A 17,118-nucleotide genomic window follows, 5' to 3' on the forward strand; every position below is an offset into this window, starting at 1 on the left:
TAAGCGAAAACACCGATTTCGGTATCATTAAACGCTGGGGTTCAAATGACTAAATCAGAGCTAATAGAGAAACTTATTGATAAACTCGATCATTTAGCTGCAAAAGATGTTGAGTTGGCCATCAAAGAAATTATTGAGATGATGGCAAATACGTTAGAAAGTGGAGAGCGTATTGAGATCCGTGGCTTCGGTAGTTTCAGTTTGCATTATCGCGCGCCTCGAACAGGCCGTAATCCAAAAACTGGTGAGTCAGTGGAGTTAACGGGAAAATATGTACCGCATTTTAAACCAGGTAAAGAATTACGCGAACGTGTGAATATGAGCCTGTAATGCAACATCAGTTTTGCAATCGTTGAAGAATTAAAAACGCCGTTTGATTTATCAAGCGGCGTTTTTTGTTTGAGAACATATAAGTCAAAAAATAATGTGACTATTAAAGCCAATGGCTATTAGATAGGACTTTTTTATTAAAAGTCGCTAATTATTTTATTGATAACACTGAAATTTAATTTAAATCACCATATACTATGAGGCAATGAGACTAACATAAGAGAAGTACATTGAAACTCTATTTTAGTATTTTGCTATTGTTCATTTTGTTGTTGGTTGCCTTTATCTTTGGTACCCAGAACAAGCAGATAGTTGAGTTAAATTTTTTGATTGCTCGAGCGGATATTACTGTGGCTATGGCTGTGAGTATTTTCACCGCGATCGGGGTTGCCATTGGCATCATGTTAGCTCTTGTCTTTTCGTTACAGCGTAAGCTGGCTCGTCGAAAAAAACATCGCTCCTCGTAGTCGACAAGACGGAGTCATCGTATGTTTGAATTGTTGTTTTTGTTGCTTCCAGTTGCCGTCGGTTACGGTTGGTTTATGGGACGTAATAGCGTTAAACAAAAAGACCAAAGTGCTAAAGACGAACTCACCATAAAATACTCCACAGGCTTAAACTATTTATTGTCTAACCAACAGGACAAAGCAATGGAATACTTGCTTGAAGCGTTGGAGGTGGAAGATGATACCGTTGAAGCGCATTTTGCGATGGCAAATTTATTCCGCAAACGCGGTGAGTTAGATAGGGCGCTTAAAGTACATGAATATTTAGTGCGCCAGCCAACGTTATCCGATCCTCATAAGCAACAATCATTGTTTGAATTAGGGCGCGACTTTTACGCTGCAGGTTTATTTGATCGCGCTGAAAAGCTCTTCCTGAAATTGATCAAAAGCTCTACGTATAGCGTCAAATCATTAACGTATTTATTATCCATTTACCAATCAACCAAAGATTGGCACAAGGGCATTAAATTGCTTAAGCCTGTTGTTAAAGGGCAGGACAAGAAGCAAATCCATGTGTTGGCGAACTTTTATTGTGAGTTGGCAAATATCGCACTCGCTGATAACGATCAGATAAAACAATTAGAATTATTACAAAAAGCATTAGAGCTTGATCCGACATCGTCTCGAGCTAATTATCAAATGGCTGAACTGTTTGAGCAAAATGAGCAGTTTAGTAATGCCTGTCAGTGTTATAAGCAAATTTTTTATCAAGATCAGGAGTTTTTTCCAGACGTTATTGATAAAATGCAGGGCATATATGAGCGCAGTGATATGAGCGATGAGTTTTACGCCTTCATGCGTGAGGTTCATGAGCAAACGGGTAGCACAACGGCGCTCATTAAATACCTATATTATGTTGAGCAAACAGAATCAAAAGACAAAGCACAAGAATATCTTTTACACGCATTAAATCGACGGCCAACCATTCGTGGCTTTAAACATTTCGTCAAAATGCAATTGGCGGATAGCCCTGATGAAGAAACCGCAAAAAGCTTAGATGTTATCAGAGAGTTGGTTGCAGCCTATTTGAAAGTGCGCCCAAGATATTGCTGCCGAAGTTGTGGGTTTAACTCAACAGTACATTACTGGTCATGTCCATCATGCCATGATTGGGAACAATTAAAGCCGGTACGCGGCTTAGAAGGAGAATAAGTTAATGTCAGACGCGAAGGTTGTTGTCGCCCTGGATTTTGCTGAACAAGCACAAGCATTGTCATTCGTTGATAAAATACAGCCAAGTGACGCTAAATTGAAAGTCGGTAAAGAGATGTTTACTCACTTTGGCCCTGAATTTGTAAAAGGTTTAGTTAATCGTGGTTTTGATGTTTTTCTAGATTTAAAGTTTCACGATATTCCCAATACGGTTGCTAAGGCTGTCCAAGCCGCTGCCGACCTTGGCGTGTGGATGGTGAACGTTCACGCCAGCGGTGGTACTAAAATGATGACTCAAGCTAAAACAGCACTTGAGTCGTATGGTGATGATGCACCGTTATTAATAGCGGTGACTGTGCTTACCAGTATGTCAGAGCATGATCTGCGTGAATTAGGTATTAATGTAAGCCCTGAGCAACATGTAATGAACTTGGCTAAACTAACCCAACAAGCGGGCCTTGATGGTGTAGTATGTTCAGCTCAAGAAGCAGCAATGTTAAAACAAAATCTTGGCCAAGACTTTAAATTAGTAACGCCTGGTATTCGCCCTGTGGGTAGTGCTGTAGATGATCAAAAACGAATTATGACACCACCTCAAGCGATCGATTTAGGTGTTGATTACCTAGTAATAGGACGGCCAATAACTAAAGCTGCCGATCCACACCAAGTTCTGCAAGAAATTAATCAATCTATCATTGTGTAATGATGGTTTTACATCAAGATAAATTAATAGGAAATAGCTATGCCAAAGGCAAGTGACATCAAAAAGAATCAGGCGATTGAACATAATGGTCGCGTATTTTTTGTAAAAGATATCCAGCGTTCGGTTCCTCAGGGTCGAGCTGGTGGTAGTATTTACCGTATGCGTTTATACGATGCCGTAACTGGCGGTAAAGTAGATGAGTCGTTTAAAGATTCAGATATGCTAAATTTAGCTGATTTAACACGTCGTCAAGCGATGTTTTCATACGTTGATGGTGATGAATGGGTGTTCATGGATAATGAAGATTACACCCCTTATAACATCAATGTATCGTCTATCAGTGATGAAGCACAATTCATAAATGAAAGCACAGAAGGTCTTTACGTGGTGATCATTGACGGTAACCCGGTATCGGTTGAGCTACCACCAAGCGTTGACTTAGAGGTGGTTGAAACGGATCCGTCAATCAAAGGCGCATCGGCGACCTCTCGTACTAAGCCTGCGACATTAAGCACGGGGTTAGTCATTCAGGTGCCAGAATACATTTCTACTGGTGATCGTGTTAAAGTGAATACCGAAGAAAAGAAATTCATGAGCCGCGCAGATAAGTAGTATTTTCGCGACGCTAACAAAAAAACCAAGTAATTGTTACTTGGTTTTTTTATGCCTGTATTTTGCTAGCGACTTTTTAACGTTCAAGCCTTTCTATGACTGGTCGCTGTAAAGGTACCATGGCACATTTTTTGTGTTGTTTTTTCAATGTACTTCACTATGGTTAATGTTAGCTCTGAGAAATAACGGTAGAGCGCATTCACACCCTAAATTTCGTAAAGGAACTACGTATGAAAAACTTTATAACACCACTTTTTATACTGGCTTTAGTCGCGCCTATGCTGGCTATAGCAGAAAGTAACACGCCAGCTGCTGTTGTAGCAAAAGCAGAAGGGCGTATCGATATTAACTCAGCTAACGCTCAACAGTTAACAGAACTCAAAGGTATTGGTCTTAAAAAAGCTCAGGCGATTATTGAGTACCGTAATAGCCATGGTCCGTTCAAAGCTCTGAGTGATCTGACAAATGTCAAAGGCATCGGTGATAAGTTTGTTGAAAAGAACGCTCAATATATGAAGCTGTAATGCTAATCCACTAAGTTACCCGCCTCACAAGACGCAGTTATAACAACGTTGAGGGTAACAAATAAAAAAGCCCGATATTAATATCGGGCTTTTTAGTCATGTCATGTGCTTAATCAAACGGTCTATTAAGACTTTTCTGCACTGCTATGGTTTATGGCTTTGTTGGGCCAGCAGACGCTTTATTACTTGCAAAAGCTACTGCAGCAGACTTGTCAGAGCGAACAACGTCTGTGCGCTGTTCGACAGACAATGCTTGCGTCGGTAATTCAGTTGACGCAGGCTCAACAGACGCAGGCTTGGCCATTGCTGCTGAAGCATGACCTTTGAACGCTTTTTTAGCCTTGGTTGCTACTTTAGTTGCTACTTTAGTTGTTGCTTTAGTTGCTGCTTTGCGTGCAGCAGGAGCAACAGCAACGTCAGGCTTAGCTACTACATCCGCTTCAGCTTTAACGTCAGGCTTAGCAACTACTTCCGCTTCTGATTTAGCGTCAGGCTTAGCAACGACTTCCGCATCTGTTTTAACGTCAGGCTTAGCAACTACTTCCGCATCTGTTTTAACGTCAGGCTTAGCAACTATTTCCGCTTCAGCTTTAACGTCAGGCTTAGCAACTACTTCCGCATCTGTTTTAACGTCAGGCTTAGCAACTACTTCCGCATCTGTTTTAACGTCAGGCTTAGCAACTACTTCCGCATCTGTTTTAACGTCAGGCTTAGCAACTACTTCCGCTTCTGATTTAGCGTCAGGCTTAGCAACGACTTCCGCTTCTGCTTTAACGTCAGGCTTAGCAACTACTTCCGCTTCTGCTTTAACTTCTGGTTTAGCTTCAACATCTACTGCTTTGCCGCTTTCTTGCTCTGCAGCACTTGGGTAGCGAGCTGTAACCGGATCTTCTTCGATACGCTGCTCTACAACTTGATTTTCGTGTTCAGCGTTATCTTGCTTTTCTTTACGACGACGTTGACCTGATGAACGAAGGTGACGTGGTGAACGGCGGTTGCGTTGGCGACGTTCTTTCTTGTCATCTTGCTCAGAAGTCGCATTATTGTCTGATACGTCTTGAACATCTTGCGCAGTTGTGGCTTCAGTAGCTTGACTATTATCTTGCTCTGTCGCTTTCATATCCGCAATATTGCTGTCGTTAGTCAGCTCTGGTTCTGCCGACTTCTCAGGTGCTTTGCGCTTATCTTTGCGTGGCGTATTCTTAGCTTTGTTGCTTGGCTTTTTGTCCGCTTTCGGTTGTTGCTCAGATGCTACGGCTTGTAAGCTATTATCGTCGGTGTTGGTGTTAGCGTCTGTTGCTTGTTCGTTTACACGAACTTTTTTACGAACGTTACGACGTTGGCGACGCTCTGCAACTTTTTCCTCTTTAGCTTTTGGCTCTTGAGGTTGTTTCTTAGCTTGCTGATTTACGCTTGATTTTTGTTGCTTGCCTTTATTGTCTTGCGCATCACGCTGCTGTTTTTCACGTGTTTGCTTGATTTCTGGCTTATCACTAGTGCGCTGCTGATCACGGCCTTTACCACGACGGTTTTGGTTACGTGGTTTACGGCGGCGGTCATTGTCACGCTTTTTAGGTTGCGATTTTTTCTCTTGCTCTTTATCTTCTGATGAAAATAATGACTTGAAAAAGTTGCCAATAGCCGTGAATAAACTCGGTGATGTGTCTTTTGCCTCAGACTTTTCAGCTTTTACCGGCGCCGGCTGCTTCGGTGCAGTCATGCCTTGTAATGCTGGCTCGTCTCGCTTAGCCACATCTTTTTGGAATTTAGGCATTACCGCTTCTTCAACCACTGCTTCTTTAAGCTTCATTTCATGGCTAGCAACGGTTGTGGTTTCATCATCACGTACGCGCAATACTTCGTACTGTGGTGTTTCCATCGCGCTATTCGCTAGAATAAGAACTTTCACCTTATGGTTACGCTCGATATGACCAACAGCGTTGCGTTTTTCATTTAGCAAGTACGTGGCTACGGCAACAGGCACTTGAGCATGCACTTGCGCTGTTTTGTCCTTAATGGCTTCTTCTTCCATTAAACGTAATACCGATAATGCAAGTGATTCAACACCACGGACATTACCTGTACCGCTACAACGAGGACAAACGTTTTGACTGGTTTCACCAATCGATGGACGTAAACGCTGACGCGACATTTCCATCAAGCCAAATTTAGATATACGGCTTAGTTGGATACGGGCACGGTCGCCACGTACCGCATCTCGCATACGGTTTTCTACTTCACGTTGATGACGAACTGGCGTCATATCGATAAAGTCGATAACCACTAGACCACCTAAATCGCGTAAGCGTAACTGACGAGCAATTTCTTCGGCAGCTTCTAAGTTAGTGTTAAATGCGGTCTCTTCGATATCACCACCTTTGGTAGCACGTGCTGAGTTGATATCGATAGAGGTTAATGCTTCGGTTGGGTCGATAACAATTGAGCCACCAGATGGTAAACGTACTTCTCGTTGGAACGCTGATTCAATCTGTGATTCAATTTGATAGTGGGTAAACAAAGGTACGTCACCTTTGTACAATTTCACTTTATTGATAAAGTCTGGGCGCACTAATTCAATGTGCTGCTTAACCTGTTCAAATACCTTAGGTCGGTCAACAACAATTTCGCCAACATCGCGACGTAAATAGTCACGAATTGAACGTAGAATAACGTTTGATTCTTGGTGAATTAAAAATGGTGCAGGACGTGACTGAGCGGCATCTTCAATTGCGCTCCAGTGTTGCAATAACACATTTAAGTCCCACTCAAGCTCTTCGTATGCTTTACCGACACCAGCGGTGCGAACGATTAAGCCCATGCCTTTTGGCAGGCTAAGTTTAGCTAAAGATTGTTTTAATTCAGTGCGCTCGTCGCCTTCAATACGACGAGAAATGCCGCCTGCTCGTGGGTTATTTGGCATCAATACTAAATAACTACCAGCGAGTGAAATAAAGGTTGTTAATGCCGCACCTTTTTGGCCGCGCTCTTCTTTATCTACCTGAACGATAACTTCTTGGCCTTCCTGTAATACATCTTTAATGCTTGGACGGCCTTGGAAGGTGTAACCTTCAGGGAAATAACTACGGGCAATTTCCTTCATCGGCAAGAAGCCGTGACGCTCGGCACCGTAGTCAACAAATGCGGCTTCGAGAGATGGTTCAACTCGGGTAATGGTACCCTTATAGATGTTTGCTTTTTTTTGTTCGTGGCCCGGGCTTTCGATATCTAAATCGTACAGACTTTGACCGTCAACAAGTGCTACGCGGAATTCTTCCGACTGAGTAGCATTAATTAACATGCGTTTCATATGGTTTATGACTCTATTTGTTATTACAAGTCACAATTGGCGAGCAGGTGCAAAGCTATCTTGCCTATTAAGCAGACAGAAAAGTAGAGAAACAGAGGGTGGCAGCCTCACGGTTGTCAACTCCCTAACATATTGGGACTGTTACGTTTTTATATCGCTACCGACATTCTTGTATGACAAGTTCCAGCTTTATAATGAGCGCCTACTCGCGCCTGAATTTGCTTGGTCGCTTGTGTTACAAGGTTGCGTTAGCGCAATAACTTATACACATCGCACAAATTGTGCTTGTTTTGTTAATCACTCTTTTTGTTGGATTTGTCGTTTATGCTTCGGCTCTGGCAGGTTACTTTGGCGCCAGTCAAGCAATGGGCAATGCTGTTGTTATATCGGTGCAATATGCTCATCCATATTCTGATGACAGAGATTACGATTGTTGTATAACAAAGTTGCCGCAACAAACCTCTTACGATCCTGAAGAGTGCGTTTTAAAATTCTATTTAATTATTACGTATTAACTCAAGTTATCAATACGAGCGTTGGCCCGAAAATTTGAGTTATTACTGGTTGCCAGTCGTTTTTTCGGCAACCTTGCCATTATCCCACTAATTTGCACCATAAGGCAATGATTTTGAGTTACAAATTTGCGCCGAACTTGAAAAAAATGTGTTAGACTTCGCGACATGAAAAAAGATTTCCCATTTAAACGTCGTAAAACGTCGAAAACTGGCGACGGTGTGGCACAAAATAACACCTCTAATCGCCGCAATAGTGCGACGTCGAATCGTAAAGCGACACACACTAAACAACAGCAAGCATCGAAACCAAGCGTAAACCAAGCGCCTGCTCACACTGCTGATGATGTGCTTGAAAAACCGCAAGTAAGATTTTTTGATATTGACGCCGACGGCGCAGGCCAGCGTATAGATAACTTTTTACTAAAGACCCTTAAAGGGGTACCGAAAAGTATGATTTATCGCTTGCTTCGTAAAGGCGAAGTTCGTGTTAATAAAAAGCGAGCCAAGCCAGAATATAAACTTCAGGCTGATGACGTGATTCGAGTTGCACCAATTCGTGTCGCTGAGAAAGAAGACGTGGTATCGACCAAGCTTGATAAGGTTGCCAATTTAGAAAAACAAATCTTGTTTGAAGACGATTGTCTTATTGTGATTAATAAACCGTCGGGAATGGCGGTACATGGTGGCAGTGGTTTGTCGTTTGGCTTGATTGAAGCGTTACGCGCGTTGCGTCCACAAGCGAAAATGTTAGAACTTGTGCATCGTCTTGACCGTGATACATCGGGCTGTCTTGTGGTTGCTAAAAAACGCTCATCGCTACGTAGTTTGCACGAGCAACTTCGTAATAAAACGGTGCAGAAGTTTTATCATGCCTTAGTAAAGGGGCATTGGCCTAGCAAACTGACAAGAGTAACTGAAGGTCTTAAGAAAAACGAACTGAAATCAGGCGAGCGCGTAGTATTGGTTGATAACCTCAATGGTAAAGAGTCTGAAACACGTTATAAAGTGTTATACCATTACGAAGGTGCTTCTTTAGTTCGCGCATTTCCGGTTACCGGGCGGACGCATCAAATTCGTGTACATTGTCAGTGCTCTGGGCATCCTATTGCATGCGACGCCAAGTATGGTGCCGATGATTTTACGGCGCGTATGAATGAGCAGGGCTTAAAGCGTTTATTTTTGCATGCCCATTCCATTGAATTTACCCATCCAAAAACAGAGCAACGGGTGCGTTTCGAAGCCCCATACGATGGTGACCTAACCGCTATATTAGCTAAGCAGACGATCAAAACGTATTAATTGTATTAATTAACGTAACGTTTAACCTCTAGGCAAGTAATAGCCTAGAGGTTACTTAACCTATACCCGCCGAGAATTTTCCTTTAGTTATTCCTATTCTCCGTTACCTGACAATGCGCTGTGACTTAGCTCAAGCATTAACAACATCGGTTAGCTACATCCTGATATGAATTAGGTTAGCGTTAATATTTAGTCTTACTAGCTCAGCACTAAACTACTTAAGCTCTAAACTACTTAAGCTCCATTGCTTGGTTGAACAATATACAAATGCGACGTTTGAAACGAGCCGTGGTATTTTTTGCTGTCGCTATGTCTTGCGTTTGTTGTTTGCTGTTTTTCATCGATATCTCTCCATAAATGTGTTCATCGTGTAAACTATAAAACCTAAACCTTGGTTGAGGTAAAGGCTTTTTTTACGTAAAGTGGAATTGATTTTAAGTTGTGTGCAAAACGCGAGGGATGACTTATGGAAGCAAATTTAACAGTTGGCCAAATTGCCAAGCGAGCGGGCGTTAAAGTTTCAACACTGCACTTTTATGAACAAAAAGGATTAATAAGAAGTTGGCGTAATCAAGGTAACCAGCGTCGTTACAAAGCTGATGTACTAAGGCGCATATCCGTGATAAAGGTTGCACAAAATTTAGGTATAAGCTTGGCGGAAATAAAGCAAGTATTTGCCACCTTACCTGATACCAGAACTCCCACCAAACAAGACTGGCAACACATATCAAGTGCTTGGCAACAGCAACTGACCGAGCGCATAAACCAACTACAAAAACTGCAAGAGTCTTTAGATTCATGTATTGGCTGTGGCTGCTTAAGCTTAAAAAATTGTCCTTTGTATAATCAAAATGATCATCTTCAGGCACAAGGCCCAGGTCCGGTATTACTGCAAGCTAAAGCAAATAACATCGATTGATGCATTACCCCATAAAAAATAAAAAAATGAAAAAAGTTAACAGTGCTTGTAATAATTCGCATTGTGACGCCACTAATAGGTTATAAATCAACAATGTGGTTTTAATTGCTCATTAGTATCGCGAACGTAAGCGGACAAACTCTACGATAGATAGCAATGAAAACAGCTTATATAGGGAATAATAAGAGGAGCGAATGGGACAGGATTATTACACACAACATATATTGCCGTATGGCGCGATGATCGCCAAAGTCGTGCGGGCTTACAGTTATACAGAGCAAGACTTTGAAGATCGCTACCAAGAAGTATGTTTACAAATTTGGCGCTCAAGGCATAGCTTTAAGCAACAATCGGCGATGTCTACGTGGATATATCGAATTGCGGTAAATGTTTGCTTAACGTTTGCAAAAAAGGAGCGTAAGGATGTTCAGCATGTCGATCTCGATACTGCCTCAGTCGTCGCTGAACCACAGGGCGGGCATGATATTAAGCAGCTTTACGCGGCAATTCGCCAGTTATCTGAACTCGATAGGGCGATTATTGTGCTTTATCTTGACGACTATCAATACAAGCAAATCGCCGAGATCATTGGTATCAAAGCCAACAATGTGGGCGTGCGGATTAATCGTATTAAGCAACAACTTTATAAGCTGATTGAGCAAGGTGAAGCATTACCAATGAATAAGCCTGCACAACAACACATATTACAAGGAGAAAGCCAGTGACCGATCCACTTAAGCAAATTTGGCATAATGACGAACAACAAGAATATCTAAACTTGCCAAAAATAAATGATTTATATACACAAAAGTCGCAATCGTTAATTGAGCGCTTTGAACGAAGCTTTGCAATTAATATTGTTGGCATAGCGGTTGGCGCAACTTTGGTTGCAGGTTATTTACTTTATCAACAGTTATACCTTTTAACGCTATTTATTGTGGTATCTGGGGCTTGGATGACCCTGCTTGGTAAGAAAAATCAGCGCCTGTTACAGCATATCGATAAACAACAAGATACATTTCATTATTTACAGACGTTCGATGACTGGTTAGAAGCCATGATGCAACAATATGATAAATTGTATCGCGTGTTCTACCCATTGTTGTTTTTGGTAACAATAGCTGAATTTAATTTAGCCAGTGCAGAAACAATAGAGTCGATAACAACAAAGGTACCGTTTGTATCTGTGTTTATTTTAGACTCACTATGGCATGTACTCACCGTGATCAGTATTAGCGCGATATTATGCTACTTCGGTGCGTGTATTTATCGCTTCGACATGAAGATGACCTACGGTGATCAGTTAAAAGCACTAAAACAAACACTAGCCGATATGCGTTCATTACAATCGTAGGCTATTTGCCAACAATGTGTTGATTCATGATGAGCCGAGCCAGTATATCTTTAACTAATGGACTGGCTCGTCATAAGGCGAAAGTTAAATTGTTTTAGCGCTAATTGACTCGTTAGTATTACTTTGGCCTAACATGAATATACCAAGCCAGATAAACCAAATAATTTGAGTGATGCCAAAAATTTCGGTGAAGACTTCATCGGGGTATATTGTTGCAATACCAGAAACGCCTACAATTATACCAATGTAATTAAGTCCTCGCGGGAATTCTTCCGCTTTTAAAGCTGCTATACTAACCAACAGTACCCAAAGTCCACCAACCAGCTCGTTTCCTCCCCCAAGGCTTTCGATTAGCACTGAAATCATTCTCCACATATCAAAAGCTTTCTCGGCGGATAAATCCATCAGGTTAATTGCATGCGAAAGCCCAATATTTGCCAGCATGCCACTTGCAATGACCAGAACAACCCAAACAACGCCGAAGACAGAACCCACTTTAACAATTGGAGCATTTGTTAGTTTTAGTTTTTCATATAAGCCAACAACAAGAACAGCTAAAAAAATTCCAAACACTGCATACATCAGAAAATAAATCATTGAAACTACAAACTGATTTTCTGCCAAATATGCCATTTTTTCTGATGCAGCACCTTCGGAGGGATATGCCCAAAAAGCGCCAAAGTACACAAAGGCAACAATATAAATCAATGCTTCAAAAATAGCTGAAACGCCTACAACTTTTTGTAGATTATTCATTAATAACTATCCCGTTTTATTCGTAATGCTAACGCCGTTTTAAGCGGCAAATTATAGTTGGCTAAAATAAGTGAGGCACGAACAAAAAGCCAACTGTAATTTGTCCGACTTGAAAACCCTTGTTATAAGGCTAATGCGCCACCCAGTTGAAAAAGTCTTCTGTTGATTTACAACTTAGATATTTGGCCTCAGGTACACCATTAACTTTAAATTTATATCCTCTATCATTATGCCAGTATGTTGCAGTAGTAGTTTTGATCCAACAATCAAGCCATTCATCATGATGAGGAATTTTGCATTTGTCTTTACGAAGTGGAACTGAGTTTATTGTAATTTGGCTTGATTCAGGAACTTGAACCCATTTAGAGATTGAATCCCATTCATTAGGCTTTTTTATAAAACGAACGGAATTACTATCACTCTTAGATTCACCATCGCTTTGCTCTAAAACAATGATCATATCTTTAACAGTCCTAAATTTTCGTTCGATAGACTTTTGCTCGCCTTCGCAAACTTGTTCAGATGCGTTAGCTAATGAACAGATAAAAAATATTGAACACAAATGACGAGCCATTCTCTAGCCTTATAACGCCCGCCTAACACGCAATGTGTTGGCGTGGCTTTTTGCGTTGTTTGCCAAAACCATGACAACTAATCATTGTCGGAGTTTAGGCGCTTGTTAGGCTTCGAGATCAAAGCTTTGTAATCGAAAGGGTTTTTAATAAAACCCAATATTAATATTGCAGCGAAAAATATGCTTTTACCTATTTCAATAGTAAACAGCATCGGATCTGAAGAATAAGTTATTAACCCATGATAACGAGTGTACGTCGTGCCTTCAAAGTAAGCGTCATATAGGTCGGTATATGGAAGGTAAAACAACCCAACACACCATAGCCTGATAATGAAATGTACAATTTTACCATCTGTTTTGGTAACAATGGACACAGCGGGTTTTTCTATACTTTTTTCTTGAATTGGGTTTTCTTCATTTACGACAACAGGTTGTCTTTTTAGTAATTCTGATTCAATAGTTTTAAATCGTTCAGGGTAACTACCTCTGTCAATTGAGCCCATAGCTTCTTTTAGTTCAGAGGTAGAATAATTCTTATAATCGGGTTCAATACTCATAATTTACTTAGAAGCCTAACGCTTATTATGTAGACGTCTCAGTAATGTCGCCTACGATTATCAAATTAAAATACCAGAAATCCTAGCCAATTCATACTGTTACTAATGTAGTATCGCCACTGATTTATTTGTTGGGGATATTACTGACACTTCATTGTAATATGCCCTTATAACTATCATCTTTTAATCAACTATTTCATGATGTTAAAGGCTGTGAACGTGGTTGTTTGGTGGGTTACTGAGAATTCTTAGTAATGTCGAGGGTATTTGATTCAAACGGCTGTATCTCGCAAACACTGGTCGTTAGAGTCCTCTAGGTTATTATCGAATCTAATATGAAATACGTGAACGTCAGATAGATACAAACAAAAAGGCTCGTCTAATTACGGTGACGAGCCTTTTTATATCGTTATCTGTAATATAAGGAAGGGGGATAGTTTATGTGGCTATTGCTGGGCCAGCACATCAAAACCTTGATTTTTTAATAGCTGGTGCAGGCGAATCAACGGCAGGCCAATTAAGGTATTTGGATCTGCGCCTTCAAGTGACTCAAATAAACAAATACCAAGCGCTTCACTTTTAAAGCTTCCTGCGCAGTTATATGGTTGCTCTGCTAATAAATAGTTGTTTATTTCGCTATCGGTTAACTCTCTAAAGTTAACATAAAAAGGCTCAACCAAAACTTCTGACTCGTTTGTTTTACTGTTATGCACACACAGCCCTGTTAAGAAGGTGACGGTTTTACCACTAAATGATTGTAATTGTTTAACCGCGTTTTCGTGGGTGTGTGGTTTACCTAATATATTACCTTCAGATAAGGCCACTTGATCAGAGCCGATAATCAAGGCGTTAGGGAAATCATTGGCAACCGCTTGTGCTTTTAATTTAGCTAAGCGTGCTACAAGCTGCTCGGCCGTTTCGCCGTCAAAGGCCGTTTCATCAACATTGGGTTTGGCGGTAGCAAAGTTAATATTAAATTTATCTAATAGCGCCTTGCGAAAAGGCGAGGTTGAAGCAAGTACTATTTGAGTCATATCGGTTATTGTGTATATATATGTGAGGGCATAGTCTAACGGAAAATATCTCTAATGGCTAAATAGCGGTAACGGTTTTGACGTTTTATGGCGCCTATTTATAGAGGTGACCAAGTTAATCTAGGGTTAATGACGCAAAATTGTTCACAATTAACTCACTTGTGTTAAAATTTGTCACGAATTAAGCAAAAGCACCGATTAGATTGAATTTTCTTTTGACACAAGGCAAGACAGCCTTTAATATGCGCGGCTTATGAAAGATCTTAAACTTCCGGTTAGCATAGACCCATACAAAAGCGCGCAACGCCGCTTAGTTTGTGAAGGTTATTTTGAAATAACCGGTTTAGATAGATTGCTTGCTGAAGCTGATACAGCTAGCGAGCATGTAAATGTTTTAATAAATTTTGATGTTGATGAACAAGGTTTGATTGTTATCAGCGGTGAGGCATCAACCCAAGTTTATTTAACATGTCAGCGTTGTAATGATGCATTTATGCAAGAGCTGAAAGTCAACTTTGCTTACTCTCCTGTTAAAAATGAAGAGCAAGCAGAAGACTTACCAGAGCATTATGATGCCGTCGTTTTAGATGAAAATGGTGAAGTCAATTTACGCGAATTAGTGGAAGATGAGTTAATTCTTACGATTCCACTGATACCGAAACATGACCTTAAGGACTGTGCTGCTGATGCAGATACAACTTGGGGTAAGTTACCGGATACGCTTGAGAAACCGAATCCATTTGATGTTTTAAAAAAACTCAAGTAACTTTTTTTGAATTAGGAGTAAGGTAATGGCCGTACAAAAGAGTAAAAAATCTCGTTCAAGACGTGGCATGCGCCGTTCACACGACGCATTAACTGCTGAGAACTTATCAGTAGATAGCGTATCTGGCGAAACTCATCGTCGTCACCACGTAACTGCCGATGGCTTTTACAAAGGTGAAAAAGTTATCGCTAAATAAGCGAGTTAACTTTTGCAGTATCTAACGGTCGCGTTAGATGTTATGGGGGGCGATAACGGCCCCCTTGTAACAATTCCCGCCGCAAAAATGGCTCTGCAACAGATGCCATATCTTAAGCTCATCCTATGTGGCGACAAAATTGCTATTGAAGCACACTTAAAACATCACGATCTCTTAAATCACTCTCGCATTAGCATTGTTCATACTACACAAATTGTCGATATGGACGAAAAACCAAGTATTGCGTTACGCTCAAAGAAAGACTCATCAATGCGCGTTGCCATTAATTTAGTTAATGACGGCAAAGCAGATGCTTGCGTCAGTGCTGGTAATACAGGTGCATTACTCGCCACCGCCCACTATGTGCTAAAAATGCTACCTGGCATTAATCGTCCTGCGCTTGTTTCTCATTTACCAATAGCGGATTCTAACCGCCACGCCCTAATGCTTGATTTAGGCGCTAATGTCTTTGTTGATTCTGACACCTTATTCCAGTTTGCTGTTATGGGCGCTGTAATGGTTGAGGAAGTCGAAGGCATTGAATCACCAAAAGTGGCATTACTCAATATGGGCTCTGAAGATATCAAAGGCAGTGATCATATTCGCCAAACAGCCGCCATGCTTGAGCAAACCGACGGTATTAACTATGTTGGCTTTATTGAAGGTAACGATATTTTTTCTGGCAAGGTCGATGTCATCGTTTGTGACGGTTTTGTCGGAAACGTTGCGTTAAAAACCTGTGAAGGGGTTGCTAAGTTGGTGATGTCAAAAGTGTCCAAAATCATCAATGAGAATATATTTACCCGTTTTTTGGGTGGATTACTCAATCCAACCTTAAAAAAAATCGTAAAACGCCTGAACCCCGACCAGTATAACGGGGCAAGTTTGATAGGATTACGCGGTATTGTGGTGAAAAGCCATGGTAACGCGACGAGCTCGGCATTTTATAACGCCATTGCTGAAGCAGTAAAAGAAGTTGAAAGACAAGTTCCACAAAAAATTCATCATAAGGTGGAACAAACGTTACTAAAAAGGTTTCAATAAAATATGTATTCACGAATTGTAGGCACTGGGAGCTACTTTCCAGAGCAAGTTCGCTCCAATGCCGATTTAGAAAAAATGGTGGATACCACCAATGAATGGATCTTAGAAAGAACCGGTATTCAAGAAAGACGCATTTCCGCTGAGCATGAAAACGTAGCCTATATGGGCGCAAAGGCCGCAGAGAAAGCCTTGGAAATGGCTGGTCTTAAAAAAGAAGACATCGATATGATTGTTATGGGTACGACCACTAATCATGTTGATCTGCCAAGCGCTGCTTGTTACGTACAAAAATATTTAGACATGCCGTATATTCCGGCATTTGATGTGGCAGCTGCGTGTTCTGGATTTATTTATAGCTTAAGTATCGCCGACCAATATATTAAGTCGGGTATGGCTAAGCGTATTTTAGTGATTGGTGCCGATGCGATATCACACATGTGTGATCCTGACGATCGTGCCACCATCATTTTATTTGGTGATGCCGCTGGCGCGGTAATTTTAGAAGCCAGCGAAGAGCAGGGCATCATCTCAACTCACTTGCACTCTGATGGTAACTATGGCGCATTACTAGGCGCTAACTCACCAAAACGTGGTGATCCGTTAACCGAAGAGAAGGCCTACATTTACATGAAAGGCAATGAGGTATTCAAGTTTGCGGTAACGCGCTTAAGCGAAATCGTTACTGAGACTCTTGAGCACAATAACATGGACAAATCAGACATCGACTGGTTAGTTCCTCATCAAGCCAACCTACGTATTATCGCGGCTGCAGCGAAAAAGCTAAGCTTACCAATGTCACAAGTTGTGGTAACGCTTGATAAATATGGTAATACGTCTGCAGCGACGATTCCAACAGCGCTTGATGAAGCCGTTCGTGACGGTCGTATTCAGCGTGGTCAAACTATTTTAATGGAAGCCTTTGGTAGTGGTTTTACCTGGGGTAGCGCATTAGTTCGTTTTTAAAAGGTTT

Annotated in this window: 19 protein-coding genes; 14 read left to right on the forward strand and 5 right to left on the reverse strand. The window is 41.1% G+C overall.

Translation table 11 applies throughout. The features are described 5' to 3' along the window. The first annotated feature begins 45 nt into the window (after window positions 1-45). From ihfB to ACAX20_RS05685, 6 genes are all read left to right on the forward strand, one after another. Window positions 46-330: an integration host factor subunit beta gene (ihfB, locus tag ACAX20_RS05660; RefSeq protein WP_371189178.1), complete on the forward strand. Its 285-nt coding sequence runs from the start codon at window positions 46-48 to the stop codon at window positions 328-330. A gap of 230 nt (window positions 331-560) precedes the next feature. After that, window positions 561-797, forward strand: coding sequence for a lipopolysaccharide assembly protein LapA domain-containing protein (locus ACAX20_RS05665; RefSeq protein ID WP_371189179.1), 237 nt, complete (start codon window positions 561-563; stop codon window positions 795-797). Between the two features lie 21 nt (window positions 798-818). After that, window positions 819-1,988, forward strand: coding sequence for a lipopolysaccharide assembly protein LapB (gene lapB, locus ACAX20_RS05670; protein ID WP_371189181.1), 1,170 nt, complete (start codon window positions 819-821; stop codon window positions 1,986-1,988). A gap of 4 nt (window positions 1,989-1,992) precedes the next feature. After that, window positions 1,993-2,691, forward strand: coding sequence for an orotidine-5'-phosphate decarboxylase (gene pyrF, locus ACAX20_RS05675; protein ID WP_371189182.1), 699 nt, complete (start codon window positions 1,993-1,995; stop codon window positions 2,689-2,691). Window positions 2,692-2,730: 39 nt separating this feature from the next. Further along, the gene (gene yeiP / locus ACAX20_RS05680; protein ID WP_371189183.1) at window positions 2,731-3,303 is read left to right on the forward strand and encodes an elongation factor P-like protein YeiP; all 573 of its coding nucleotides are present in this window, start codon (window positions 2,731-2,733) and stop codon (window positions 3,301-3,303) included. A gap of 230 nt (window positions 3,304-3,533) precedes the next feature. Further along, window positions 3,534-3,827, forward strand: coding sequence for a ComEA family DNA-binding protein (locus ACAX20_RS05685; protein WP_371189184.1), 294 nt, complete (start codon window positions 3,534-3,536; stop codon window positions 3,825-3,827). A gap of 151 nt (window positions 3,828-3,978) precedes the next feature. Here the strand turns inward: ACAX20_RS05685 and rne are convergent, their stop codons facing one another. Then, window positions 3,979-7,134 (reverse strand): ribonuclease E, encoded by a 3,156-nt coding sequence (gene rne, locus ACAX20_RS05690; RefSeq protein ID WP_371189185.1) that lies wholly within the window; start codon window positions 7,132-7,134, stop codon window positions 3,979-3,981. A 680-nt stretch (window positions 7,135-7,814) separates the two neighbouring features. Here rne and rluC point away from each other — a divergent pair. From rluC to ACAX20_RS05710, 4 genes are all read left to right on the forward strand, one after another. After that, window positions 7,815-8,948 carry a 23S rRNA pseudouridine(955/2504/2580) synthase RluC gene (rluC, locus tag ACAX20_RS05695; RefSeq protein WP_371189187.1) on the forward strand — a complete coding sequence of 378 codons (1,134 nt, stop codon included), beginning with the start codon at window positions 7,815-7,817 and terminating at the stop codon, window positions 8,946-8,948. A gap of 466 nt (window positions 8,949-9,414) precedes the next feature. Beyond that, window positions 9,415-9,867: a redox-sensitive transcriptional activator SoxR gene (gene soxR / locus ACAX20_RS05700; protein WP_371189188.1), complete on the forward strand. Its 453-nt coding sequence runs from the start codon at window positions 9,415-9,417 to the stop codon at window positions 9,865-9,867. A 194-nt stretch (window positions 9,868-10,061) separates the two neighbouring features. Next, entirely contained in the window at window positions 10,062-10,592 is a 531-nt protein-coding gene (locus tag ACAX20_RS05705; RefSeq protein WP_371189189.1) for an RNA polymerase sigma factor, read from the forward strand. Continuing rightward, a complete protein-coding gene (locus ACAX20_RS05710; RefSeq protein ID WP_371189191.1) occupies window positions 10,589-11,221 on the forward strand; it encodes a hypothetical protein in 633 nt (210 codons plus the stop codon). Before ACAX20_RS05705 ends, ACAX20_RS05710 begins: the two co-directional genes overlap by 4 nt. Window positions 11,222-11,305: 84 nt before the next feature. On the opposite strand, the gene ACAX20_RS05715 is transcribed toward ACAX20_RS05710, so the two are convergent. The 4 genes from ACAX20_RS05715 to ACAX20_RS05730 form a co-directional block, all read right to left on the reverse strand. After that, entirely contained in the window at window positions 11,306-11,977 is a 672-nt protein-coding gene (locus tag ACAX20_RS05715; RefSeq protein ID WP_371189192.1) for a hypothetical protein, read from the reverse strand. Between the two features lie 130 nt (window positions 11,978-12,107). Beyond that, window positions 12,108-12,551, reverse strand: coding sequence for a hypothetical protein (locus ACAX20_RS05720; RefSeq protein ID WP_371189193.1), 444 nt, complete (start codon window positions 12,549-12,551; stop codon window positions 12,108-12,110). A gap of 77 nt (window positions 12,552-12,628) precedes the next feature. Beyond that, window positions 12,629-13,108: a hypothetical protein gene (locus ACAX20_RS05725; protein ID WP_371189195.1), complete on the reverse strand. Its 480-nt coding sequence runs from the start codon at window positions 13,106-13,108 to the stop codon at window positions 12,629-12,631. A 446-nt stretch (window positions 13,109-13,554) separates the two neighbouring features. After that, entirely contained in the window at window positions 13,555-14,142 is a 588-nt protein-coding gene (locus tag ACAX20_RS05730; protein WP_371189196.1) for a nucleoside triphosphate pyrophosphatase, read from the reverse strand. A 253-nt stretch (window positions 14,143-14,395) separates the two neighbouring features. On the opposite strand from ACAX20_RS05730, the gene yceD reads away from it, so the two are divergent. From yceD to ACAX20_RS05750, 4 genes are read left to right on the forward strand one after another with little or no spacing between them, the layout of a single operon-like run. Further along, window positions 14,396-14,908, forward strand: a complete 513-nt coding sequence (gene yceD, locus ACAX20_RS05735) for a 23S rRNA accumulation protein YceD (protein WP_371189197.1) — start codon at window positions 14,396-14,398, stop codon at window positions 14,906-14,908. A gap of 25 nt (window positions 14,909-14,933) precedes the next feature. Next, a complete protein-coding gene (gene rpmF / locus ACAX20_RS05740; protein WP_068545224.1) occupies window positions 14,934-15,104 on the forward strand; it encodes a 50S ribosomal protein L32 in 171 nt (56 codons plus the stop codon). Between the two features lie 12 nt (window positions 15,105-15,116). Beyond that, on the forward strand, window positions 15,117-16,148 hold the full coding sequence (gene plsX / locus ACAX20_RS05745; protein ID WP_371189199.1) for a phosphate acyltransferase PlsX: 1,032 nt from the start codon (window positions 15,117-15,119) through the stop codon (window positions 16,146-16,148). A gap of 3 nt (window positions 16,149-16,151) precedes the next feature. After that, the gene (locus ACAX20_RS05750; protein WP_371189200.1) at window positions 16,152-17,111 is read left to right on the forward strand and encodes a beta-ketoacyl-ACP synthase III; all 960 of its coding nucleotides are present in this window, start codon (window positions 16,152-16,154) and stop codon (window positions 17,109-17,111) included. Window positions 17,112-17,118: the final 7 nt, after the last annotated feature.

Origin of the sequence: Thalassotalea sp. Sam97 (assembly GCF_041379765.1) — a bacterium.
GTDB lineage: Bacteria > Pseudomonadota > Gammaproteobacteria > Enterobacterales > Alteromonadaceae > Thalassotalea_A > Thalassotalea_A maritima.

Coding starts and splice junctions, on each gene's coding strand:
- ACAX20_RS05685 (WP_371189184.1), top strand. CDS start 3,534: ATGAAAAACTTTATAACACCACTTTTTATACTGGCTTTAGTCGCGCCT.
- rpmF (WP_068545224.1), top strand. CDS start 14,934: ATGGCCGTACAAAAGAGTAAAAAATCTCGTTCAAGACGTGGCATGCGC.
- yceD (WP_371189197.1), top strand. CDS start 14,396: ATGAAAGATCTTAAACTTCCGGTTAGCATAGACCCATACAAAAGCGCG.
- soxR (WP_371189188.1), top strand. CDS start 9,415: ATGGAAGCAAATTTAACAGTTGGCCAAATTGCCAAGCGAGCGGGCGTT.
- ACAX20_RS05715 (WP_371189192.1), bottom strand. CDS start 11,977: ATGAATAATCTACAAAAAGTTGTAGGCGTTTCAGCTATTTTTGAAGCA.
- pyrF (WP_371189182.1), top strand. CDS start 1,993: ATGTCAGACGCGAAGGTTGTTGTCGCCCTGGATTTTGCTGAACAAGCA.
- rne (WP_371189185.1), bottom strand. CDS start 7,134: ATGAAACGCATGTTAATTAATGCTACTCAGTCGGAAGAATTCCGCGTA.
- ACAX20_RS05730 (WP_371189196.1), bottom strand. CDS start 14,142: ATGACTCAAATAGTACTTGCTTCAACCTCGCCTTTTCGCAAGGCGCTA.
- rluC (WP_371189187.1), top strand. CDS start 7,815: ATGAAAAAAGATTTCCCATTTAAACGTCGTAAAACGTCGAAAACTGGC.
- ACAX20_RS05720 (WP_371189193.1), bottom strand. CDS start 12,551: ATGGCTCGTCATTTGTGTTCAATATTTTTTATCTGTTCATTAGCTAAC.
- ACAX20_RS05725 (WP_371189195.1), bottom strand. CDS start 13,108: ATGAGTATTGAACCCGATTATAAGAATTATTCTACCTCTGAACTAAAA.
- lapB (WP_371189181.1), top strand. CDS start 819: ATGTTTGAATTGTTGTTTTTGTTGCTTCCAGTTGCCGTCGGTTACGGT.
- ihfB (WP_371189178.1), top strand. CDS start 46: ATGACTAAATCAGAGCTAATAGAGAAACTTATTGATAAACTCGATCAT.
- ACAX20_RS05705 (WP_371189189.1), top strand. CDS start 10,062: ATGGGACAGGATTATTACACACAACATATATTGCCGTATGGCGCGATG.
- ACAX20_RS05750 (WP_371189200.1), top strand. CDS start 16,152: ATGTATTCACGAATTGTAGGCACTGGGAGCTACTTTCCAGAGCAAGTT.
- yeiP (WP_371189183.1), top strand. CDS start 2,731: ATGCCAAAGGCAAGTGACATCAAAAAGAATCAGGCGATTGAACATAAT.